21 protein-coding genes are annotated in these 24379 nt (G+C 30.8%); 6 read left to right on the top strand and 15 right to left on the bottom strand.

The features are described from left to right. Nucleotides 1–3: 3 nt before the first annotated feature. Together FBF21_RS03365 and FBF21_RS03360 are read right to left on the bottom strand one after the other, a co-directional pair. A complete protein-coding gene (locus tag FBF21_RS03365; RefSeq protein ID WP_002870093.1) occupies nucleotides 4–1527 on the bottom strand; it encodes a DNA repair protein RecN in 1524 nt (507 codons plus the stop codon). After that, nucleotides 1527–2387, bottom strand: a complete 861-nt coding sequence (locus FBF21_RS03360) for an NAD(+) kinase (protein ID WP_002908825.1) — start codon at nucleotides 2385–2387, stop codon at nucleotides 1527–1529. Before FBF21_RS03360 ends, FBF21_RS03365 begins: the two co-directional genes overlap by 1 nt. A 90-nt stretch (nucleotides 2388–2477) precedes the next feature. Here FBF21_RS03360 and aspS point away from each other — a divergent pair, with 90 nt between their 5' ends. From aspS to msrA, 4 genes are read left to right on the top strand one after another with little or no spacing between them, the layout of a single operon-like run. Further along, nucleotides 2478–4229: an aspartate--tRNA ligase gene (gene aspS, locus FBF21_RS03355; protein ID WP_002908827.1), complete on the top strand. Its 1752-nt coding sequence runs from the start codon at nucleotides 2478–2480 to the stop codon at nucleotides 4227–4229. Next, nucleotides 4226–4804 (top strand): adenylate kinase, encoded by a 579-nt coding sequence (locus tag FBF21_RS03350; protein ID WP_002859580.1) that lies wholly within the window; start codon nucleotides 4226–4228, stop codon nucleotides 4802–4804. The genes aspS and FBF21_RS03350 overlap by 4 nt, the downstream gene beginning before the upstream one ends. A gap of 9 nt (nucleotides 4805–4813) precedes the next feature. After that, complete coding sequence (ppa, locus tag FBF21_RS03345) at nucleotides 4814–5332, top strand: inorganic diphosphatase (RefSeq protein ID WP_002867724.1); 519 nt, start codon at nucleotides 4814–4816, stop codon at nucleotides 5330–5332. Nucleotides 5333–5373: 41 nt separating this feature from the next. Continuing rightward, entirely contained in the window at nucleotides 5374–5871 is a 498-nt protein-coding gene (gene msrA / locus FBF21_RS03340; protein ID WP_002852283.1) for a peptide-methionine (S)-S-oxide reductase MsrA, read from the top strand. A 175-nt stretch (nucleotides 5872–6046) separates the two neighbouring features. Here msrA and FBF21_RS03335 read toward each other — a convergent pair whose 3' ends face one another. Genes FBF21_RS03335 through ilvC form a run of 5 tightly spaced genes read right to left on the bottom strand, consistent with a single transcriptional unit; the run spans nucleotide 6047 to nucleotide 10166 of the window. Then, complete coding sequence (locus FBF21_RS03335; RefSeq protein WP_002866496.1) at nucleotides 6047–6886, bottom strand: RsmB/NOP family class I SAM-dependent RNA methyltransferase; 840 nt, start codon at nucleotides 6884–6886, stop codon at nucleotides 6047–6049. 28 nt (nucleotides 6887–6914) lie between these two features. Beyond that, the gene (gene ruvX / locus FBF21_RS03330) at nucleotides 6915–7298 is read right to left on the bottom strand and encodes a Holliday junction resolvase RuvX (protein ID WP_002852281.1); all 384 of its coding nucleotides are present in this window, start codon (nucleotides 7296–7298) and stop codon (nucleotides 6915–6917) included. Further along, nucleotides 7295–8068: a DNA-processing protein DprA gene (locus tag FBF21_RS03325; protein WP_002859984.1), complete on the bottom strand. Its 774-nt coding sequence runs from the start codon at nucleotides 8066–8068 to the stop codon at nucleotides 7295–7297. Before FBF21_RS03325 ends, ruvX begins: the two co-directional genes overlap by 4 nt. Further along, nucleotides 8058–9140 carry a divergent polysaccharide deacetylase family protein gene (locus tag FBF21_RS03320; protein ID WP_002859983.1) on the bottom strand — a complete coding sequence of 361 codons (1083 nt, stop codon included), beginning with the start codon at nucleotides 9138–9140 and terminating at the stop codon, nucleotides 8058–8060. The genes FBF21_RS03325 and FBF21_RS03320 overlap by 11 nt, the downstream gene beginning before the upstream one ends. Before the next feature lie 3 nt (nucleotides 9141–9143). Further along, nucleotides 9144–10166 (bottom strand): ketol-acid reductoisomerase, encoded by a 1023-nt coding sequence (gene ilvC / locus FBF21_RS03315; RefSeq protein ID WP_002852218.1) that lies wholly within the window; start codon nucleotides 10164–10166, stop codon nucleotides 9144–9146. Between the two features lie 118 nt (nucleotides 10167–10284). Here ilvC and FBF21_RS03310 point away from each other — a divergent pair, with 118 nt between their 5' ends. Then, nucleotides 10285–12219: a ribonuclease R family protein gene (locus tag FBF21_RS03310; protein ID WP_165433003.1), complete on the top strand. Its 1935-nt coding sequence runs from the start codon at nucleotides 10285–10287 to the stop codon at nucleotides 12217–12219. Beyond that, complete coding sequence (gene holA, locus FBF21_RS03305; protein WP_002852363.1) at nucleotides 12212–13177, top strand: DNA polymerase III subunit delta; 966 nt, start codon at nucleotides 12212–12214, stop codon at nucleotides 13175–13177. The genes FBF21_RS03310 and holA overlap by 8 nt, the downstream gene beginning before the upstream one ends. 233 nt (nucleotides 13178–13410) lie before the next feature. On the opposite strand, the gene FBF21_RS03300 is transcribed toward holA, so the two are convergent. The 8 genes from FBF21_RS03300 to FBF21_RS03265 all read right to left on the bottom strand — a co-directional run bounded on the left by FBF21_RS03300 (nucleotide 13411) and on the right by FBF21_RS03265 (nucleotide 24379). Continuing rightward, a complete protein-coding gene (locus tag FBF21_RS03300; RefSeq protein ID WP_168985440.1) occupies nucleotides 13411–16836 on the bottom strand; it encodes an autotransporter outer membrane beta-barrel domain-containing protein in 3426 nt (1141 codons plus the stop codon). A 360-nt stretch (nucleotides 16837–17196) separates the two neighbouring features. Further along, a complete protein-coding gene (gene hypA / locus FBF21_RS03295) occupies nucleotides 17197–17541 on the bottom strand; it encodes a hydrogenase maturation nickel metallochaperone HypA (protein WP_002826529.1) in 345 nt (114 codons plus the stop codon). Then, entirely contained in the window at nucleotides 17541–18515 is a 975-nt protein-coding gene (hypE, locus tag FBF21_RS03290; RefSeq protein WP_072227162.1) for a hydrogenase expression/formation protein HypE, read from the bottom strand. Before hypE ends, hypA begins: the two co-directional genes overlap by 1 nt. Continuing rightward, nucleotides 18512–19603, bottom strand: a complete 1092-nt coding sequence (gene hypD / locus FBF21_RS03285; protein ID WP_002776343.1) for a hydrogenase formation protein HypD — start codon at nucleotides 19601–19603, stop codon at nucleotides 18512–18514. Before hypD ends, hypE begins: the two co-directional genes overlap by 4 nt. Beyond that, on the bottom strand, nucleotides 19587–19868 hold the full coding sequence (locus FBF21_RS03280) for a HypC/HybG/HupF family hydrogenase formation chaperone (protein ID WP_002776342.1): 282 nt from the start codon (nucleotides 19866–19868) through the stop codon (nucleotides 19587–19589). The genes hypD and FBF21_RS03280 overlap by 17 nt, the downstream gene beginning before the upstream one ends. After that, nucleotides 19868–20611 carry a hydrogenase nickel incorporation protein HypB gene (hypB, locus tag FBF21_RS03275; RefSeq protein WP_002871811.1) on the bottom strand — a complete coding sequence of 248 codons (744 nt, stop codon included), beginning with the start codon at nucleotides 20609–20611 and terminating at the stop codon, nucleotides 19868–19870. The genes FBF21_RS03280 and hypB overlap by 1 nt, the downstream gene beginning before the upstream one ends. A 77-nt stretch (nucleotides 20612–20688) precedes the next feature. Continuing rightward, on the bottom strand, nucleotides 20689–22878 hold the full coding sequence (gene hypF, locus FBF21_RS03270; RefSeq protein WP_002918135.1) for a carbamoyltransferase HypF: 2190 nt from the start codon (nucleotides 22876–22878) through the stop codon (nucleotides 20689–20691). Beyond that, nucleotides 22859–24379, bottom strand: a complete 1521-nt coding sequence (locus FBF21_RS03265; RefSeq protein ID WP_002898531.1) for a hypothetical protein — start codon at nucleotides 24377–24379, stop codon at nucleotides 22859–22861. Before FBF21_RS03265 ends, hypF begins: the two co-directional genes overlap by 20 nt.

Genomic DNA, 24379 nt, shown 5'->3' with positions numbered 1-24379 from the left:
CGCTTAATTCTTAAATAAGGTCTTAGCAAATTCGATCGCTTCATCACTAACAAGCTCTCCACTTACCATCCTAGCAAGTTCTTTAATTCTTTCTTCTTGATCAAGCTTTTTTACCTTACTTTCTTCACCATTTTTTTCAACTAAAAAATGATTATGTGCCTTAGAGGAAAGTTGAGGCAAATGAGAAATAGCAAAAATTTGATAAAACTTAGAAAGTTCCTCTAAAACCTTAGCTATACTCATAGCCTCTTTTCCGCTTAAATTTGCATCAATTTCATCTAAAAATAATATCCCTTTGCCTGTATTTAAAATATTACATTCTGTGGCTATAAAAGCAAGTCTTAAGCGATTTAATTCACCCGAACTTAAATTTTTTAAATGAGCTAAATTAATATCTAGCATTATCTCATCTTTGCCTAAAATTGAAATTTTTTCATTTTCTTTAAGCGTCAAACTTGCATCTTTCATATAAAGATCTTTAAGATAATTATTTAAACATTTTTCTAATTTTTTAAGGTTTTTCTTTCTTGTTTGAGTTAAAATTTGTGCTTTTTCTTCTAATTTTTGTTTTAATTCTTGAAATTTTTTTTCAAGTTCTTTTTTTTCAAAACTTAAATTTTCATAATGCTCTAGCTCATATTTTTTTTGTTTTAAAACTTCTAAAGCATTTTCTATGCTTTCATAACGCTTGATAAGATAGGATAAATTTTCAATGCGATCTAAAAGCGCCTCCACATCAAAATCTAAATCTTCCATTTTTTGATTTTCGCAAATCACACGCAATTCATTTAAACATTCACTAAAAAAACTCGCATCAACTTCGCTTAAATTTAAAGCTTCAATAACAACTTTTTCAAGCTCAAAAATACGCTCTGCCTTACTCCAAGCTTCTTCTAATTTATCTTTTTTAGAAAGCTTTTTTTTAAGTATTAAAAGCTCTTCATACTCGCCTATTTGAGGATTAATGCTTGAAATTTTTTCAATTTGCGCTCTAGCTAGTTCTTTTAATTCTTCTACTTTTTTTTCTTCTTCTAAAATTGCATTAAGCTCATTAGAAATTTGACTATAAGCATTAAAATCTTTTTTAAAATCTTCTAAAAAGGAAACAAAATTTGTATTTTCTTGCATCTCCAAGGCATCTAAGAGATTTAAAAATTTTTCATTTCCAAATTCGTTATTTTCCTTTGTGCTTAAATACTTAATAAAAGTTTTACTTAAATTTTGCAAACTTTTTTTCGCTATGCTTTGATTGTTAATAAAATATTTTGTGTTTTTTTCTTTTAAGAGCTTAAAAACATTCTCCTCTTCACTTTCTATACCAAAACTTTCTAAATCCAACTTATCATCTACTTCTATTTCGACAATTTTAGCCTCACTTTCACTCAAAGAAAATGCGGATAAAATTCCTTTAAACAAGACCGATTTTCCAGCTCCACTTAGGCCTGTAAAAACGGTAAGCCCTTTAGAAATTTCAAGCTCAGCCTTTTTAAAACCAAGATTTTCTTTCATAAAAATTCTATTTATCATCAATTTCCCCAGTGTAATTTTTCTTTTAAAATTTGAAAATAATCCCTATTTTTTGGGTGAATTAAAGCCACATTTTTATCACTTAAACCCACTTTTATACTTTTAAAATCATTCATTTTATAATTTTCTTGCCCATCAATGCAAAGCATGCAATCCTTTGCCATAATCTCTATTTCAAAACCTTTTGGCAAGACAATAGGGCGTTGTGTTAAAGAATGAGAACAAACAGGAGTTAAGATAAAAGCTTGAGCTAAAGTATAAACTATGGGTCCATTTGCACTTAAATTATAAGCTGTTGAACCCGCAGGAGTTGCAACAATAAGCCCATCTCCAAAATATTCATTAAATTTCTTTTCTTTTCTAAAAACTTCTATATGAGCCATAGAAGCTTGATTGTTTTTACTGATAACCACATCGTTAAAAGCTAATTTTTCTAAAATTTTTCCTTGCTTATCTTCTAAAAAAACACTTAACAAATAAGGCTTTTCTATTCTAAATTCTCCTTGAAAAAAAGCTTGAAAAAAATTTTCAGCTTCATCAACTTTAAAATCTGTTAAAAAACCTAAATGTCCAGCATGAATTCCTAAAACTGCTTTATCATATTCACAAGCTTTACGACATAAAGAAATCAAAGTTCCATCTCCACCTAAAGAAATAACAAAATCAGATATTTTAAACAAATCATCCAATCCATACTTTGGCAAATCTAAAATTTCAGAACTTTCTTTAAACAATACAAGTTCAACTTTATATATAGATAAAATCGATTGAAGTTTTAAAATTTCCTTATCTAAACTCACATTGGGTCGCGTAACAAGTCCAATTTTTTTAATATTTTTATAATCTATTTTATTTTGCATAAAAAATTATATCAAATCTTAGCAAAGCAAAAGAATAAAAATACTATAATTTTGCTCATTATCTTAAAAAATCTTTTTCAAGGAATAAATTTGCGAAGTCATTATAATACAGACTTGGGAATTTCCCATGTTGGTCAAAGCGTTAAACTTTGCGGTTGGGTAAATAGCTACCGCGATCATGGTGGAGTTATTTTTATAGATTTAAGAGATAGAAGCGGTATTATCCAACTTGTTTGCGATCCAAATGATAGTAAAGAAGCTCATGAAATCGCTTCCAATGCAAGAAATGAATTTGTACTTATTACAGAAGGTACTATTCGTCCGCGTGGCGAAGGACTTGTAAATCCTAAGTTAAAAACAGGAGAAATCGAAGTAGTTGTTTCTAAACTTACCATAGAAAATGAAAGTGCCGTACCTCCTTTTGCTATCGCTGATGAAAGTGTAAATGAAGAATTACGCTTAAAATATCGCTTTTTAGATTTAAGAAATCCTAAACTTTATGAAAATTTTGCCTTGCGTTCTAAAGCTTGTATAGCAGCTAGAAATTCTTTGGCAAATATGGGATTTTTAGAAGTTGAAACCCCTATTCTTACCAAAGCTACTCCCGAAGGCGCAAGAGATTATCTCGTGCCTTCTCGTGTGCATCAGGGTGAATTTTATGCTCTTCCACAAAGCCCTCAGCTTTTCAAACAACTTTTAATGTGTAGCGGTTTTGATCGTTATTTTCAAATTGCAAAATGTTTTAGAGATGAAGATTTAAGAGCTGATCGCCAACCTGAATTCACACAAATTGATGTTGAAATGAGCTTTTGCGAACAAAAAGATGTGATCAAGGTAGCTGAAACTTTTTTAAAAGATATTTTCAAAGCTTGCGGCAAAGAAATTCAAACCCCTTTTAGACAAATGCAATACAAAGACGCTATGGAAAATTATGGCTCTGATAAGCCGGATTTAAGATTTGATCTTAAATTTATTGATGTGATTGATATTTTCACTAAGTCAAATAATGAAATTTTTGCAAATATTGCCAAAGATACAAAGAAAAATCGCATCAAAGCCATACGCGTTCCAAAAGGCGATACTATTTTTTCAAAAAGACAAATGCAAAGATTTGAAGAATTTGTGCGTAAATTTGGCGCCCAAGGCTTAGCTTTCATACAAGTTAAAAAAGATGGGCTTAAAGGTCCACTTTGTAAATTCTTTAGCGAAGAAGATTTAAATGAGCTAAGCAAACGCTGTGAGCTTGAAGTAGGAGATGTGGTATTTTTCGGTGCAGGAGCTAAAAAAACCGTGCTTGATTATATGGGAAGATTTAGAATTTTCTTAGCCAACGAGTTAAAACTTATAGATCCAAATACCTTGGAATTCTTATGGGTTGTTGATTTTCCTATGTTTGAGCAAAATGATGACGGAAGTTATTCTGCGATGCACCATCCTTTTACCATGCCAAAAAATATTAATGAGACTGATTTAGAAGAAATTTCATCTATTGCTTATGATGTAGTGTTAAATGGCGTTGAGCTAGGTGGAGGTAGTATAAGAATCCATAAAAATGATATTCAACAAAAAGTATTTAAACTTTTAAATATCGATGAAGAACAACAAAAAGAAAAATTTGGCTTCTTGCTTGATGCTTTAAGTTTTGGTGCTCCACCACATGGAGGTATCGCTATAGGACTTGATAGACTCATCATGCTAGTTACAGGAGCAAACAACATAAGAGAGGTTATAGCCTTTCCAAAAACCCAAAGAGCGCAATGCTTAATGACAGATGCACCATCGCCTGCTAGCAATGAAGCAATGAGAGAATTAGGAATCAAATTAAGGGAGAATATAAAATGAAAGAATTGTTTTTAATCATAGGTGCACCAGGTAGTGGAAAAACTACCGATGCTAGTTTAATCGCACAAGCAGATGCGACAAATATTACACACTATTCAACAGGAGATCTTTTAAGAGCTGAAGTAGCAAGTGGGAGCGAGCTTGGAAAAACTATAGATAGTTTTATCTCCAAAGGCAATCTTGTTCCTTTAGATGTTGTTATAAATACTATAGTTTGTGCTCTAAAAGCTGCTCCAACTAAAACTATCATCATCGATGGCTATCCAAGAAGCGTAGAGCAAATGATGGAATTTGATAAGGTTTTAAGTGAGCAAAATGAAATTTGTCTTAAAGGCGTCATAGAAGTAAGAGTAAGCGAAGAAGTTGCTAAAGAAAGAGTTTTAGGCAGAAATCGTGGCGCAGATGATAATGAAGAAGTGTTTTACAATAGAATGAAAGTTTATACAGAACCTTTAAATGAAATTTTAGATTTTTATCAAAAGAAAAAACTTCATTTTATTATCGATGGAGAGCGCGCTATCGAACCTATCGTTGCAGACATGAAAGAACTGATTAAAAAAATTCAAAGTATATAAGGAGAAAAAATGAATTTAAACAAAATCAAAATCGGAGATATTCCAAATAAAATCAATGCCGTAATTGAAATTCCATATGGCTCAAATATAAAATACGAAATCGATAAAGATAGCGGTGCTATCATGGTAGATCGCGTTATGGCTAGCGCGATGTTTTACCCAGCAAACTATGGTTTTATTGCTAATACTTTGGCTGATGATGGTGATCCTGTAGATATTTTAGTGCTTAATGAATATCCTATCCAAGCTGGAGCTGTGATTCCTTGCCGCTTAATCGGTGTTTTAATCATGGAAGATGAAAGTGGAATGGACGAAAAACTTCTTGCAGTTCCAAATTCAAAAATAGATGCGAGATATGATAATATAAAAACTTATACAGACTTACCACAGGCAACTTTGAATAAAATCAAAAACTTCTTTGAAACTTATAAAATTTTAGAACCAAATAAATGGGTTAAAGTGCAAGACTTCAAAGATGAAAAAGCCGCAATTGAAATTTTAGAAAAAGCAATCAAAAACTATAAATAAGCTTAGCCCTTTCAAAGGGCTAAGCTTAAGGAAAACTCGCAATGAAAAATATCATTTTAGGTGGTGGTTGTTTTTGGTGTATTGAAGCCGTATTTGAACGTCTAAAAGGTGTAATCAATACTGAAGTTGGATATAGCGGAGGAAAACCAAATCCTAGCTATGAAAGCGTGTGTAATGGTGATGGTAACATAGAAGTTGTCAAAATAAATTACGATGAAAAACAAATCTCTCTTCTTGAAATCCTAATACTCTTTTTTAAAATTCATGATCCAACAAGTATAGATAAACAAGGTGAAGATATTGGCATACAATATCGCTCAATAATATTTTACGAAAATGAAGAAGATAAAATTTTAGCTCAAAATTTCATTGAAGAACAGCAAAAAATATTTAGTAAAAAAATAGTTACTAAAATTTCAAGATTGCAAACTTACTATAAAGCTGAAAACTATCATCAACATTATTTTATAAATAATCCCGATCAAGGATATTGTCAAGCTGTAATAGCTCCAAAACTGCAAAAAATACAATCAGACTAATTTCATCTTTTTAAGGTTAAAAAAAATTCAACTTTATTCACAGCCTTTTCACGCTGTGATTTTCTTTTCAAAGTACTTAAAAATAGAACTTTAAGCTTTAAAATAAAGAAAAAATTATTTATTGTTTTTTAAGTTTTTTTATGAATTTGTATTTAAATGTGAATAATTTTATTAATTAACATAATTTCCTAAGTTTAGCTATGAAAAATCCATCATAGTCTAAGCTTGGTAAAATCCGTCTGCATTTTGAAATTTCAGCAAATTCTTCACTTTGCCCTGCTTTAGCCTCAACATTTTCCAAATCAATATCTAAAAGCTCTAATTTAAACTCACTTTTTAAAGCATTCTCTATCACTTCTTCATTTTCTTCTTTGGTAAAGGTGCAAGTACTATATACAAGCTCTCCACCTATTTTTAATGCCTTTAAAGCAGAATGTAGAAGTTTTTTTTGAGTTTTTGCAATATTTTTGATTTCTTTATAACTTTTTTCCAAATCAAAACCTATTTTAGCAAAAGTCGAACAAGGTGCATCAAGTAAGATTTTATCAAATTTTAAAGGACATAAATTGCCTATATTTTTACCATCTTTCATAAAAACTTTAGCATTCACGCCGTAATTTTTAAGATTTTTTTGCAAAATAAAAAATCTATCCCTACTCATCTCATTGCAAGCTAAATAACCTGTATTTTGCATAAAATTTGCAAGATTGATACTTTTACCACCCGGAGCTGCACACATATCAAGAACCCTTTGCCCTGCTTTGACTTCTAAATTTAAAGCACACAAATAAGAAGAATAATTTTGTATATAAAAGTGCGCCTCATTAAAAGCTTTCATAGAACTTAAGATAGCCTTATCTTTGGCATCAAACAAATAACAATAAGCATTGATCTTTTTAAATTTTAATTTTTGTTTTAAAAATTCTTTTTCTAATTCTTCAATGCTAATTTTTAAAGTATTTGCAAATACACAAACATTTTTTTCTTGAGTAAAAGAAGATAAAATATTTTGCATTTCATCTTTGGTATAAAGTTTTTCTATTCTAGAGAGCAAAATAATCCTTTATCATGATAAAAGCGGATAAGGAGTCTAATTTACCATCTTTTTTGCGTGTATTGGCTACGCCGTATCCTAAAGCTTCTTTGCTTGTTCCGCTTTCATCTACAAAGCAAATTTCTTTATCAAATTCAAGCAAAGAAACAAAATGCTTAATGCGTCTTGTCATTTCTTCTTCACTTGATCCACCCTTAGGAATGCCTACAATGAGTAAAGAAATCTCATGTATTTTAAGTAAATTTTTGATTTCATTAGCGGCTTGATTGCGATTTTTTCTTAAAACTGCATCTAAAGGCAAAGCGATCTTTTTATCTATGCAAAGCGCTACACCTATGCGTTTTAAACCTACATCTAAAGCCAAAGCTCTCATGCTAAAACCCTTATAAAAAGCCCTTCTATGGAAATTTTTCCCTCAAGTTCATATTCATAAACTTTTTGTCCATAAATTTTTAAAGCCTCATCAACACTCACACCTTTTTTACAAAACTCTAAAAACTCATCTTGATTTATATCTATACTTGCAAACTCACTTACAAATTCTTTAAAATCACAAATTAACTTTGCTTTATTTTCCTTTAAAAGAAAATTAGTTCCTGTGCTTTCTTCTAGTCTTTGTGGTAAAACATATAAAGGTTTATTGAGTTCTAAAGCAAGTTTTGCACTCTGCATAGAACCACTTTTTATATCTGCTTGTGCAACCACAACGGCCTTACTTAAAGCAATAACCAAACGATTTCTTAGTAAAAAATCATAATTTTTTGGCAAATAATCATCTTCGTATTCACTTAAAGCTAAAGCATTTTCATAAATTTGTTTAATGATTTTTTCATTAGTTCTTGGATAAATTTGATCTAAACCATTGGCAAAAATACCTATAGTATTTGGCATAGCTGCCATACTTGCGGTGATATCCACACCCAAAGCACCGCCACTTACCACGCAAAGATGAGCATTTTTAAGCATACTCGCTAAGGAAAAAACACAATTTTTCGTATAAACACTCATACGCCTTGAACCTATAATAGCGATTTTATCTTGTTTTAATAAAGATAAATTTCCTTTATAGTGTAATTTTTTAGGAGGCTTTTTTAAATCTTGAAAAAGCTCTAAAAATTCATCAGGCAAAATTTCACTTGCCATAAATTTCACTCAAATACACAAGATCAACGCTTTTTAACAAATCTTTACTTTGCTCTAAAGCTTTAAAAGTATTTTTTCTAGGATGTCCTATGGCTATAACAAAACCTTTTTTTTGTGTAAGTTTTACCGCACTTTCAAGTTGTTTTTTAACATAATTAACATCATCTTCATTATCCAAAAACACATCTCTTTGTATATAAGGAACATTTAACTCTTTGGCTATTTTATTTGCTTTAGAATTTCCTATAGTTTTAGAATCTACAAAAAATATATTTTGATTTTTTAAAACCTCATAAAGCTTTCTCATAGCTTCTTCATTGCTTGTAAATAAACTTCCCGTGTGATTATTGATGTATCTTAAATCCTTAAAATCTTTTTTAATTTGCTTGATTTTTTTAAAAATTCTTTCTTTGCTATCATTTGGATTTAAAGTATCAAGCTCAGGTTTATTGTAATTAATCGCTGCTAAAGGTAAATGCACCATATAAAAATCAAATTTTAAAGCAAGTTTTGGCGTTTCGCTATGGTTTTTATCTGGCGGAAAAAAAGAAGGATTTAACTTTAAATTTAAAGCTTTTAAACCTCTAACCTGACTTGCATTTGCCATATCATCGATAATAATAGCAAGTTTTGGTTTTTTAGAAATTTTATTTAAATGAATATCTTCATTAAAAGTTAAATTTTGATCTTGGGTTAAATTTGTATCTTTTAGAATAAAATTTTGTTCTAAACTCTGATTTTGCTCTAAACTTAAATTCTGCTCCACACTGCTTAAATTTTGCTCATTTAAACTTGTGTTTAAATCATCAATTTCTTGAATTTTTTGCTCTAAAATACTTACAGATTTATTATTATCAAACTCATTCTCTTGAAAAATACCAATTTCATAATGATCTTTATTTAATGAAATTAAATCTTCTTGCTTATCAATAAAATAATCCGGCTTAACAGAAGAAACATCTTGGGAATTTTGATATTTTACTAAAATTCCCAAAGCTAAAGCTATGCAAAGTAAAAAAAGTATAGCTATGATTAAATAACGCTGAATTTGAACTAATTTTTTCTTTGACAATGTTTAGTTCTTATCTTTATCTACTAATTTTTTAGCACTGATCCAAGGCATCATAGCACGCAAATTGCGTCCTGTTTTTTCTATCAAAGAATCATTCATATTTTTGCGTTCTGCATGCATTCTAGCAAAACCTGCACGGCGTTCTAAGATAAAATCTTTTGCAAAAACACCATTTTGTATATCTTTTAAAACACCTTTCATCGCTTTTTTAGTCTCTTCAGTGATAATCTTTGGCCCTGTGATGTAATCGCCGTATTCTGCAGTATTTGAAATAGAATAACGCATATCTGCAATACCACCTTGATAAATCAAATCCACAATGAGTTTCATTTCATGCAAACACTCAAAATAAGCCATTTCAGGTTCATAACCTGCTTCAACCAAAGTTTCAAAACCTGCTTGAATCAAAGCACTAAGTCCACCACAAAGCACAGCTTGCTCACCAAAAAGATCTGTTTCTGTTTCGGCTTTAAAGGTTGTTTCTATAATACCTGTACGTCCACCCCCAATCGCGCTTGCATAACTTAAAGCTAAATTTTTAGCATTTTTACTTTCATCTTGATGAATAGCTATCAAGCAAGGAGTTCCACCACCTAAAGTAAATTCATTTCTTACTGTATGTCCTGGTGCTTTAGGTGCTATCATGATAACATCTACACCTTTTGGAACAACAATTTGACCATAGTGGATATTAAAACCGTGTGCAAAAGCTATAGCCTTACCTTCACTTAAATTTGGTTTTATTTCGACATTAAAAATATCTGCTTGAATTTCATCAGGAGCTAAAATCATAATCACATCCGCTATCTTAGAAGCTTCACTTACACTCATTACTTCAAAACCAGCATTTTTTGCTTTAACAGCACTTACACTACCTTCGCGAAGTCCGATAGTTACATTTACGCCATTATCCCTTAAATTCATCGCATGAGCGTGTCCTTGAGAGCCAAAACCTATAATTGCTACTTTTTTTGATTTGATTAAATTTAAATCACAATCTTTATCATAATATACTGTAATAGCCATATTCACTCCTTAAAAATTCAAAAATTAAAGGTATTATTATAACAATTAAAGTATAAATTTCATATTTTTTTTATAAACTTTATGTAAGAATTTTACAAAAAATCATAAAGTATTAAAAGTGAAAGAATTTTTAAACAGTCTTAGTTATGGCATTAGCTCTCACGAAGTAAGCAATGAATTTAAACAAATTTTAAGAGAGCTTTTAGCCAATCATATCATTAAAGAACACAAAAACAAATACTATCTTAACAATGGTTTTGCCTTTGGGGTGCTTGATATTTCGAGCAAAGGTACAGGTTTTTTACAATGCTTTGATGAAAGTTTTAAAAAAGATCTTTTGATAGAAAACAAAAACCTAAAAGGTGCAAACTATAAAGATATAGTTGCAGTAAAACTTCTACCTTTAAAGAAAAAACGCCCCAGTGCAAAGGTGATTTTGGTTCTAAAAAGAGCCAATGAAACCTCTTTAGTGATCACCAAAAGGTATGGCGAAGCCGTACTTGGAATGAATATCAAAACAGGATTAAGCATCGCCTTAAAAGCTTCTCAAAAATCCTTAAAAGCACTACCTTTAGGAACAGTTTTAAAAATAGAAAATGAAAATAACAATATCATAGAAGTTTTAGGGCATATTGATGATGAAAGTATAGATGAAAAAATCTCTTTAGCCCTTTTCAATAAAAACAACGAATTTAGCGACGCTTGTATCAAAGAAGCCCTAGCAAACGGCGATAGTGTTGATGCGAGTATGTATGAAAATCGCATGGATTTAAGAGCCTTGCCTTTTTGCACTATAGATCCTATACATGCAAAAGATTTTGATGATGCGATTTATTTTGACACTCAAAAACGAGAAATTTATGTAGCTATTGCTGATGTTAGCGAATATGTTTATGCTTATAGTGCTATAGATAAAGAAGCAAGAAATCGTGGATTTTCTATTTATTTTCCGCACATTGCTATACCTATGTTACCGCATCCTTTAAGTGAAAATATCTGTTCTTTAAAACCTCATTTAGATCGCTTAGCGTATTGTTTTAAAATCACACTCGATCATGAAAATAAAGTCATCAAAGAAGAACTTTTTGAAGGTATTATCAACTCAAAACGCCGTTTTAATTACGATGAAGTTGATGAAATTTTGGTACAAAAACCTGATTTAAAAGAACTTTCATGGCTTTATGAGCTTTTTGAAATCACAAAAAATTTACGCAAAATGCGTCTTAAAAATGCCTTTGAATTTCGCACCGAAGAATTAAGAATGAATTTAGATGAAAATTTAAGTCTAAAAAGCACAGTTTTTGAAAAAGACACGCCTTCGCATAATTTGATCGAAGATTGTATGCTTTTAGCCAATAAAGCCGCAGCAAAACTCATAGATATAGGCGTTTTTAGAAATCACTTAAGTGCTGATACAAGAAAAATCGATAAGCTTTTAAATGAATTACGCGAACTCGGAATCGATGTAAATTTTAAACCCAATCTTCCTGAGCTCATACGCGACATACAAGCTTTAGCTGATGAATTAAATTTAAGAGCAGAAGTAGATAAACTCATCATCAAAGCACAAAAAAAAGCGGAATACTCTAGCGTAAATGCGGGGCATTTTGGCTTAGGTTTTGATAAATACTCACATTTTACAAGCCCTATAAGAAGGTATTCTGATCTTATTTTACACAGACTTTTAAAAGCCAAACAAAAAAACGATGAAAAACTTTTTAATTATCTACTTTTAAACATAGAAAGCACTTGCGAGAATCTTAGCACACTTGAAAGAGAGGCGGATAAGGTTGCTTTTGATTTTATGGATAGAAAATTTGCTAGATGGGCAGCTAAAAATATAGGCAAAAAATTTAAAGCTTTAGTTGTGCAAAATGACGGAGTTTGCATAGCTAAACTAGATGATGAAATCAAAGGAGCGGATATAATCCTTTATGATACGCATGCGAATTTACTAGAAAATGTTGAAGTGCAAATCATGGAAGCGGATATAGTTATGGCAAAAATTTATGCTAAAATCACCCAAAGACTTATAAAGGAAGAAAATGTATAGAAAAGAGCTCCAAACCCTGCTTTCTAAAGATTCAATACCTAATTTTTTCTTTCTTTATGGAGCAGATAATTTTCAAAGCGAACTTTATGCTGAATTTATAAAAGAAAAATATAAGCCCGATGAAACTTTAAAACTTTTTTTTGAAGAATACAACTTCACTCATGCAAGTGATTTTTTAAGCACAGGATCGCTTTTTAGCGAAAAAAAATTACTAGAAATTAAAACTTCTAAAAAAATTCCAATAAAAGATCTTAAAATTTTAGTCGAACTTTGTAAAAACAATGCGGACAATTTCTTTCTTTTAGAGCTTTATGATGAAAGTTCTAAACAAAGCGACATAGAAAAAATTTTCTCTCCTCATTTTGTAAGATTTTTTAAAGCTAACGGAGCTAAAGAAGGCGTGGAGCTTTTAAGCATAAAAGCAAAACAACTAAGGGTTGAAATCACTCAAAATGCTTTATTTACTCTTTTTACAAGTTTTGATGAAAACTTGTATCTTGCTGCGAGTGAGCTTAATAAATTTAGTGGTTTAAGAGTAGATGAAAAAACCATAGAACAATACTGCTATAGTTTAAATACAGGAAGTTTTGAAAGCTTTTTTGATAAAATTTTAAAAAAACAAGACTTTAAAAGCGAACTTGAAAAAATTTTAGATAATTTTAATGAAATTGCTTTAATCAACTCTTTATATAACTCTTTTTATCGTTTATTTAAAATTGCACTTTATGCTAAAATCAATGGTAAAATTGATTTTAAAGAGCTTTTAGGCTACACTCCACCCCCTCAAGTGGGACAAAATTTAAGCTCTCAAGCCTTTAGTTTAAAAATCGAACAATATAAAGAAATTTTCACTCTTTTGCTTAAAAGCGAATACGAACTTAAAACCAATCCTAAACTCGTAAAAAAAGAATTTTTGATTTCAAATTTACTTAAACTTGCAAGGATTTTAAAAAATTAATTTTTACTCTTCAATCCTCTTCACTTCTTTTTAATCGTATTAAAATAATTTAAAATGATTGTATTGTTATAATCTTTGTTGAGTTTTTAAAATACTTTAAAAGAATGATTGCAATCTAAAAAGAGTTTAATAACCTTAAAAACATCCATCCTAATAATTTTAAAATTATCAGGATGAAATTTTTAACAAGTAGGAGAGTAAACTAATTAAACTAAGTATTATCTTTTATAAGATTACCAAAGATAATTAAACTGAGCAAATCCTGTATGGGTATTGCCATCTTTATCAAACATTCCATTATAGTTTAAACTAAAATAGAAAGCTTCATTAACAGGAACGATAAAAGAAGTGCTTACAAATTTTTGTACTCTTGGTAAATCAAACTCATCACTTACTTTTATATTACCAAATCTAGCCTCAGCTTCTACTTTAGGATTGATATTAAACTTAGCTCCAAGTTCTACTGAAGTTTTTAAATTAGGCAACCAATCTCTAAACCAAGTAAGACTTGTTTTAGTAGAGAAAAGATTTAAATAGTTTGCATAGGTTCTTTCTCCACCTTTAACTGTTGCTTGTCCTATGGTGTCTTTCATAGAAAAAGCTTCAGTATAACCTCCTTCATAAGCAAGACCTATTTCAGGAGAGAATATATCTTTATTAGAAATAAAATTCATACCTAAGGCTGTATTGACTCCATAAGCATAAGAATTAGGTTCAGCTTTAGCTTCATTATTTCCTATTTTTTCAGTTAAATCATTTTTAATCAAAGCAGCTTTACCTTGAGCTTTGATATAAACTTCTTGACCTTTTTCTGTAGTAAATAAGGTATTAAAGTATTTTAAACCTGCATAATAGGTTCTATTATTAATATCAAAATAAGTTGAACCCATTTTTGTATCTTCATAACCTGCATACACACCATATATTCCACTGTCTTTTAAAGTAGAATAACCTATAATGGTTCCTTTAGTGTGTCCTTTACTTTCTTCATTTAAAGAAAGTTCAACATTCTGTGAAGAAGTATAAGGAAGGATGAATAAAGAATGTTCTTTATTAGAACCATAGCTTCCATTATTTAAATCACTCTTTATATAATCACTTGCATCTGCATATAAATTACCCTTTTCAGACATAGCGATGCTTTGAGATTTACTTGAAGAAGCTAAAGCAAAGCTTTGCATAGAATTACCCATAACATTATCTATAAAGGTTGATCTTCTTGAAGTAGTAGAGATTAAAGATCTAAAGGTTGCACCTGATATGGAAGCATTAAGATTAAAATCTGTAGTAAGCTTTCCTGTTATTGGATCATAGCTTAAAGATATTTCTCCACTTCCATTGGTTCCTATATTGCCAATATTGTTTTGATTAACACCTGAGATGATGTTGTTTATATCGTTTAGCTCTTCAAGATCAACATTGCTTTGATCTACGGTGATGTTTTCTACTTTTACATTAAAAGCTCTACTTCCACCTATAACCACAGTGTTTAATTTACCTGTGTTTTTATCTGTAGAAACAAGCCAATCTTTGATTCCAACACTACCACTACCATTGTTAGTTACTGTATTACCATTTTCATCTTTACCTACTGAGCCTTGATTGGAGATTTCAACTTGTGCTGATCCTGAAACAGTGATGCCGTTATTTATGGTTGAGCCTTGTGAATTGGAAATACTAGTGCTTCCACTTCCTGAAGAACTAATACCGCCACTAATAGTTCCACCATTACTATTGCTAATCACCATATCAGCACTACCTGTACTTTCAATCTTACCACCGATATTACCTGAATTAGAAATTTCAAGCTTATTATCACTATTGTTAGTAATAGAACCACTTATACCTGTAGATGATGTAGAAGTGTTAGTGATAGAATCAAGTTTACTATCTTTATCTACAGTAATTGAACCAGAAATAGCTCCATTACCCTCATTGGTAATGGAATCAATACTACTACCACCACTTACTTGAACACTTCCTGAGATACTTCCATTATCTTGATTAACAAGACCACCTTCTACCTTAGCTCCATCTTCTATCTTGATATCACTACCTATAGAAGCATTACCTATATTGATTATATTTCCTTGAAGTTTAGTGTTTTTCCCACTAACAGTAATACCACCTGTTATACTTCCTGAGCGAGAGTTAGCTATGGCTCGATTCGAAGTAGCCGTAACAGTTGCTCCATCTTTTATGGTTATAGAGCCTTCTATTTTTCCACTTCGATTCAATATACCAGCACCACTTCCACCTTCTACCCTAGAACCTTCGCCAGATAAAATCATTTCTCCACTTAAAGAGGCACCATTATCCAATCTTATACCATGGATCTTACCTTTTATAATGCCGCCATTTTTAAGTTCTATTTTTTGAGTTCGTGAGCCAGCATCTAATGAAATTCCACGTTGATCACTATAAATTCCACTTACTCTGCCATTATTTGAACTTCCATCTATATATAAATCTCCTAGAGTTTGCCATTGACCCACTCCTATTCCCACGTATTTGCCATAAACTATACCTCCATTTTTTATGGTAAGTGTTCCAAATTTACCATGAGTTACAGATATTCCAAAACCAGCAGAATTGACAGTTCCTGTGTTGATGATATTTTCTATGGTACCACCATTTTCGAGTTTTATACCAGCACCCCAACCTACCGAACTGTCTGTATGATTAATGGTACCTTTATTTATAAGAGTTTTAACACGACCTCCGCTCATGTAAATACCAGCACTTTTACCATCCATAATGCCTTCATTGGTCAATGTTTCTATAGTTCCACCTAATGATCTTATAGATGTAGCATGTCCTTTTATGGTTCCCTTATTTATTAATGTTTTTACATTAGCATTTATCTGTATTCCATCGTTCGTTGCAGCAATTAAACCGTTATTGACGAAGGTATTTATTGTTGAACGAACATTTACACCTATTCTCTTGCCTTCAATAGTTCCGGTATTGTTAAAATTCTCTATACTTGTTCCTTGAGATATATTTACTCCTGCATCTTGTTTACTCTTAATAGTCCCACTATTAACAAAACTTGATATATTGGCGTTACCAAAATAAATACTTTCACCAGCATTAGAGTGAATAGTTCCACTATTACTAAAATTATTGATTATAGATTTAGGGTTATCTTTACCCCCCCCCCAAACTGTTACTCCAAATTTAGAAGAACCATTGCCTATGATGCCTTGATTATTAAAGGTTTCTATGGTAACACCGTTATTTCCATTTGCTCCTAGTTGAACACTAGCAGTATTGTTTCCACCTATAAGAGTTCCTTGATTTAAAAAGGTAGAAGTTGAAGAATCTTGAGTGAAATTGACCGCTTGTTGCCCACCATTAGAAATAGTAATAGTTCCACCACTTTCTATAACTAGAGTATTGCCGGTGCTACTTATAGTTTTAGTTGAAGTTTGTAAATTATTTATAGTCTCATTAGTCGAACTTTTAGAACGAGAACCTGACCTAGCTTTAGCATGTCTATTTGCCTCTTCGTAAGTTTCTATTTCAGGAGTAAGTGTAGCATGAGTACAACTTGCCGAAAAAGAAATAGCAGCTAAAGATAAAACTATCTTTTTAGAATTTAAACAGGAATTTTGTATATCTTTTGTGTATGTTTTAGTTAATGCAGTTTTATTCATAAATATTCCCTTTCCTTTTATATTTATATTTTCTTGTTTATATTTAAAAATAATATAAAACTATAATAAGAAAATAGTGAAGACTATATAATAATTATACTTAAATTATTATTAAAATTTTGGTTTAAATTTTTAGTTTAAATTAAAATATCTTAAATAAGAATAAATTTGTATGAAATATTATCAATATTTTTATAATATTTTTAAATTTTATTTAAAATAAATTTAAAAATATATTTTTTTAGTTTTTGCATTTTTAGATAAAATTTCAAAATTTATGATTTTTTTAGCTTGGTTGTTAAATATTAAAATAATAATATCGATAAAATATTTACTATTGTAACAAAAACGCCAAATATATTATTTCATCACAAGTCGCATAAGATGTAAGTCCTCACCTTGTATGATTTTATATTCTATACTTTGACATTTAGGACACTTAAAAACATTTTCTTCTAAAATACTTGTTTGATCGCATTTTAAGCATAAAATTTCAAGCGGAGCAAGCTCTATAAAAAGTTTAGCATTTTTGCAAATATTTGAGTTTTCTTTAAAAGTTTCAAAACAACGCTTAAAAAGATCCACTTCTATACCGCTTAAACGCCCGATTTTTACATAAATTTCTTGCACATTACAAGCCTTATTGTTTAAGGCATTTTCTTCACAAAGTTCGATTAAAGATTCTACTATACTTAATTCGTGCATTAGCAAATTCTTGGTAAAAGTTCGCCTTTAGGGCTTTCTAAAAAGCGTTTTGCTCCATAAGCGTTTTGTAAGATCACGCGTGCTTTTTTCTCTTCTAAAACTTCTCCTATAATACTCGCATTTACATTGTATTTTTTTAGAATTTCCAAGGCTTTTAACCCATCTTCTTTTTCCACACAAAGTATAAAAGTGCCTTCATTTGCAAGCTCATAGGCTTCATAACCAAAAAGCTCGCAAAGTCCTAAAACCTCATCTTGAACGATGATTTTTTCTTCAAAGATCAAAAGATCATTTCCACTTTGCTTTGCCCACTCATTTAAAACCGCACTAAGCCCCCCGCGAGTAGCATCTCTCATTGCTACAACCTTTATATCTTTTTCTAAAAGCTCTAAAACCTCTTTATTCAAAGCCTTGCAATCACTTTTAATATCAGCTTCTAGCTCATTTCTTTTGATTAAAACACTAGCTCCATGCCTTCCTATATCGCCTGAAAGAAGTATGCTAAGCCCTGCTTTGATATTTTTACTTTCTTTTTTAGAAATAATTTCACCTAAGGCTGTAGTGTTGATATAAATTTCATCTGCTTTACCCTTAGGAACAACTTTAGTATCGCCACAAACTAACATAACTCCACATTTTTCACATTCTTCTTTAATGCTTTTTAAAATACGTTCTAATTTTTCTAGCTCAAAACCTTCTTCTAAGATAAGCCCTAAGCTTAGATATTTTGGCTTAGCACCCACCATCAAAACATCATTAATAGAACCACAAACACAAAGTTTACCTATATTAACCTCTTCATCTAAAAAAATCGGACTTAAAACAAAAGAATCCGTGCTTAAAGCCAAATTTCCCAAAATCGCTGCATCATTATTTGCGTTTAAAATTTCATTATCAAAGATCTTAAAAAGCTTAGTTAAAAGCTCATTCATCTCTTCTCCACCGCCTCCGTGGGCTAAGGAAATATTTTTCATGCATTCACCTTTGAGTATTTATAATACGCCGCACAAGCACCCTCGCCAGAAACCATACAACTTCCTATAGGACTTCTTGGCGTACAAGCCTTGCCAAAAACTTTACAATCATAAGGCTTGGCCAAACCTCTTAAAATTTGCCCACAAATACAGGCTTTGCTTTCATTTTTACTTTGCACCGTACAATCAAATTTTTTACTCGCATCGTAAGCGCTAAATTCTTCTTTTAACTCCAAGCCTCCATCTTTAATAAGTCCTAAGCCACGAAATTCAAAATCACACACCCTAAAGTATTTTTTTACTAAATTTTGTGCTTTAACATTGCCTTCTTTGCTTACGGCTCTTTTGTATTGATTATACACTTTAAAAGTGCCTTCATTGCTTTGTTTTATGATATTTAACACACTTTCTAAAATATCAACTGGCTCAAAACCACTCACCGCTATAGGGGTTTTAAATTTTGCTGCTAAAGGCTCATAAATACCATAACCTGTTATCACACTCACATGAGAAGGACCTAAAAAAGCATTGATTTTTACATTTTCATCATTCATGATCGCTTCTACAGGTGCTGGAACTGTGATATGATTGATATGAAAAAAGACATTATTTATTTTTTCTTCTATAACCTTTTGAAGAAGTAAAGCACTCATAGGCGTAGTAGTTTCAAAACCTATAGCAAAAAAGATGATATTTTTGTTTAAATTTTGCTTAGCAATTTCCAAAACCTCAAGCGGAGAATAAAGCGCTCTAACATCAGCCCCTTTAGCTCTTAAATCCAGTAAAGAAATTTCACTTCCAGGCACCCTTAAAAGATCCCCTAAAGTACAAAAAATCGTATCTTTCATGGAGGCTAACTTGATAGCTGTATCAATGCGAACTCTTGGCATAACACAAACAGGACATCCTGGCCCATGGATAAAGTTAATTTCCTTTGGCAAAATAGAAGGCAAAGCATATTTCATGATACTATGCGTATGCCCACCGCAAATTTCCATGATATTAATAGGATTTTTAAGTTCTTGTTCTATGAGTTTTTTTAAAGCTAAAATGCTTTCTTTATCTCTAAATTCATCGATGAAATTCATTTAAACCCAAATCTCCCTCATCACTTTTTATCTCTCCACTATTCATTTTTTCTACTATTTCTTGATAGGTTTTAATGCTTTCTAGTGCAGCTTCTTTGTCGATTTTTTCCATAGCAACGCCTACATGGATTAATACATAATCGCCTTGTTTTAAAGGTTCATCAATCAAATCCAAATTAACTTTTCTTTTCACGCCTAAAGTTTGTACTAAAGCATTGTTTAACTCATCGATTTCTAAAATTTCAGAAGGTATAGACAAACACATTAAAAAAGCTCCTTTTTAAGTTTAAGCACCTTATACCAAAGCTCCATATTGGTGCCATTTTTTGCATCAAGGGTGATAATATCTGCTCTAGGATTTAATTCTTTAATCAACCTAGTCGCCTCTTTAATATCGAAATCAAAATGATGGGCCAAATCTACCTTTGTGATTAAAACTATATCAGCCTTTTTAAACATCACAGGATATTTTTGCGGTTTATCGCTTCCTTCGGTAACAGAAAGCAAAACCACATTTAAATGCTCTCCTAAATCATAACTTGCAGGACAAACCAAATTTCCAACATTTTCTATAAAAAGCAAATCCACATCATCAATGGCTAAATGATGCAAAGCCTCATGCACCATAAAAGCGTCCAAATGACAGCTTTGTCCTGTAGTGATTTGATACGCCAAAGCTCCGGCATTTTTTACCCTTAGAGCGTCATTATTGGTTTCTAAATCCCCTTCAATCACAGCAATTTTAAGTTCATTTTTCAAAGCCTTAATCGTGCTTTCTAAAAGCGTGGTTTTTCCACTACCTGGAGAACTCATTAAATTAATACAAAGCGTGTTAGCTTCATTAAAATGCGCTCTATTGTGCTTAGCTTCTTCATCATTTTTGCTTAAAATTTTAGAAATCACTTCTATGGTTTTGCTTTCTTTTAAACTTGGATTTTCATGATGGTGGTCGTGATGATGACCATGCGTATGGCTTGAATTTATAGAGCAGCCGCAATCTTTACACATTTTCTTTCCTTCTATATTTTTTGTTTCATTTTAACCTTAAAAGCATTAAAAAATTATGAGTTTTTAGAATATTTGCTTTATTTTTCTAAATTTAAAAAATGCACCATTTGTCCTAAGGCTATGGAGCTATCATTACAAGGGTACTTTAAAGGTATAAAAAAATCAAAATTTTTAGCTTTTAAAATTTCAAGCAAGGTTTTGTTTTGAAAAACCCCTCCGCTTAAAAGCACTTTTAAATCATAATCTTTGCTAAAATCTATGATAAAATTTGCCAAGGCATTAAACATACCTGTAATCGCCTTAGTTTTTTCATCTTGCAAAGCCCCTAGGATTAAATTTTTAAAATTAACCTGCCCTTTTTCTACAAAAAGCTTATAAGAAAAATCAAGATTTTTATCATAAAAAGCTTCACACATTAAGCCAACTTGAGCTTCATAAGAACTTTTTTCTAAGTTAAAAACAATACTTCCAAAAGCATCGATAATGCGTCCTAAAGAACTTGTTTGTAAGTTAGAATGAGAATAAATTTTTTTAAGATTTTTAAGTTTAATTTTTGGAATTTTTGCTAAAAAATCCTTAGCCTTATCTTCTAAATCATAATGAAAAATAAGACTTAAGGCTAAATTTTGTATATTTTTAATATCACTATTTATAAGAGTGAAATTTTCAAAATGTGCAATTCTTTCATATTCTTTTAAATTTCCTACAAAAACTTCTCCACCCCAAATTTTACCATCTTCGCCATAACCTGTTCCATCACAAATAAAAGCTAAAGCCTTTTCATCTTTTGCAAAATTTTCTTCGTATTCAAAATAAGCCGCACAAAAATGCGCATAATGATGAGAAATTTTAATCCTTTCTTCAAATTCTTTTGCATAGCTAAAATGCGGGTGTTTATCGCACAAAATCGCATCAAATTTCAAATCATAATTTTGTTTAAAAAATTCTAAAAGTTTAAAAAATCTCTCATGCACATCAAGACTTTTCAAATCCCCTATATAAGGAGAAATTAAAAGTTTATTTTCATAAAAAATCACAAATTCATTTTTAAGTTCCGCACCCAAAGCTAAAAAAGTGCCTTTTTTGTTAAAATTTCTTTCCAAATAAAAAGGATTTAAACCCCTTGAAGTACGCAAAAACATAGTTTTGCCATTTACCACTTGAGCTATGCTGTCATCACTTGCATTGATAATTTCCCTATCATAATCCAAATAAAAATCAAAAACTTTATCAAGTTTTTTACACAAATTAAACTCATCTTTAATAATACTTTCTCCGCTTAAATTTGCACTCGTTGCTACAAGGCTTCCTTTAAAATACTCAAAAAGCAAAAGATGTAAAGGTGTATAAGCTAACATAATACCGATTTTATCAACATCAGGAGCGATTAAAGAAAAGGCTTTTTTTGCCTTTAAAATCACAATAGGAGCTAAAACCCCACCAAGCAAAGCTTCTTCTTTTTCATCTATAAAGGCAAGTTCTTTAGCACTTTGTAAATCTTTACACATCAAAGCAAAGGGTTTTTTGGGGCGATTTTTTCTAAGTCTTAGAGTTTTTAAAGCTTCTTCATTAAACGCATCACACATGAGATGAAAACCACCTATGCCTTTTATGGCTAAAATTTTACCTTCCTTTAAAAACTTCGCACTTTGTATAAAAGCTTCTTGATCTTTGGCTAAAATTTCACCCTTTGGATTTTTAAGAAAAACATTGATTTTACACTTAGGACAACTGATGGGCTGGGCATGAAAACGCCTATTTTTAGGATCTTCGTATTCGCTTTTACAAAACTCACACATCAATAATTCTTGCATGGAAGTATGGGCTCTATCATAAGGAAGACTTTTTATAATACTAAAGCGTGGCCCACAATGTGTGCAAGTGATAAAGGGATACAAAAAGCGTGGATTTTTTTCATCAAAAAATTCTTTTTTACACTCCTTACAAAGCGCAAAATCGCTTAACATAGGCGTGCTTTTTGTATTCTCTAAAGAAGGAGTAATGCTAAAATTTTCATAGTTTGAAATAGAAATTTGCGTGATTATAAGCTGATCTATTCTTGCTAAAGGCGGGAGATGATTTTTTAAATTTTCTATGAAATTTTCACATTCTTTTTGAGTGCAAGCAAGGATGATTTCTACCCCAAAACCATCATTTCTTACTTCTCCAAAAAGCTTTGATTTCAAAGCTAGTTCATAAACTAAGGGGCGAAAACCCACCCCTTGAACTAGACCTGAAATTTTGATCTTATATCCTAAGTGGCACATCGCTTAACTGACAATTTTTAAGATGTTTTAAAGTATTTTTAAGTAAAGATTTATGTTCAAACAAAGAGCCGCTTATAAGCGCTAAGTCGCTTTGCTTTTTCTCTCTTAATTCATCATAAGTATCACGCAAGAAATAAGCCAAACTCTCAACCGCTCCATAAGCGATATTAGCACTATCCACACCTGCTAACATAAAACTCATAGCAGATCTTAAAGTTCTTGTATAATCAAAACTTTTATCTTCTTTCAAACGATAATCAATCTTTACTCCACGAGGCATTTTTGACTCATCAGCGATTTTTAAAAGCTCGCTAACACTCTCTTGTAAATTTTTACCCAAATTTAGCACTCTTCCTACTAAGCCAAACAAGGAATAAAAATTGTTTTGAAGCTCAAAATTTTCATCTAAAAGAGGAAATTCCTTGCTAAAATTTTCTAAAAGCCTTGCACCAATTTCATCTTTTTTGATCTCTTCATAAAGCTCTTTGCTGTGTTTTGGTAAGCAAAGTTTAAGCAAATTAAGCTCTTTGTTGATAAGCAAAATATCTTCATCATCTTTACTTAGCTCTAAAATAAAAGCCTTTTCTTTATAACGGCTTACAAGATAAGAAATTCTTGCCATATTTTTATCTTCTTTAGAAAAAATAAGCTCTCTTGCCTTAGCATTGATAAATTCAAAGCCTTCCAAAACCACCACTTGCTCATCTAAAGCACTGATATAAAAATCTTTTTGATATTCTTCTATCTTTTTTACGCTTAAAAATTTATATTCATTTTCAAAAAGTTTTAAACCTAAAGCAAAACAAAACAAATCCCTAGCAAGTCTGATTTTAAAATCATTAAAATCAAGATTGTGATTTTTTCTAAATATGGCATTAAGCCTTAGCTTCATCAAAGGTTTTTCCAAACTTGCAAGAAGTTTTAAATTTTCATTTGAACAAACAAAAACTGAATTTATAGCTTTAATATCACAAGGAAGTAAAAAATCTCCTATAAATTCGTTCTTAAACAAAGAAAATTCATAAATGCCATTTTTATCTTTCAAATAAATCTTTTTTTCTTGACTTAACAAATCAAAAGCAAGATTTAAAAAAGTATTGAAATTTTCTTCATTGATTTTTTCAAATTCTGATAAATTGCTTGAAAATTCACACTCACAAAACACACCCCATTCATTTTTGTTTAAAAGTTTTTTTTCTTGATAAGCATTAGAATTTAAATAAGTAATATAAGAAAATTTCGAAAATTCTTTATCTTCTGGTATACAAGGGCTAAAACCCTGCCCCGCTTTTACATCAAATTTTTTCAAAAAAACGCTATGACTCATGAAATTCAAAGAATCACAAAAAGTCTTTAAATTTTCTTCATCTGCATCGATAGAAAAATGATAAGTATTTTCTTCTTTACTAAGGGTGTAGTTATAATTTTTCGCATAAAAACGCAATAAATATTCAAAAATATCATTATCTGCATTATAAATAAAATCAAAATCCAAAGTCAT

This window comes from Campylobacter sp. CFSAN093238 (assembly GCF_012898015.1).
GTDB lineage: Bacteria > Campylobacterota > Campylobacteria > Campylobacterales > Campylobacteraceae > Campylobacter_D > Campylobacter_D jejuni.
Note: the sequence above shows the minus strand (reverse complement) of the source record. Positions and strands in the feature narration are given on the sequence as shown.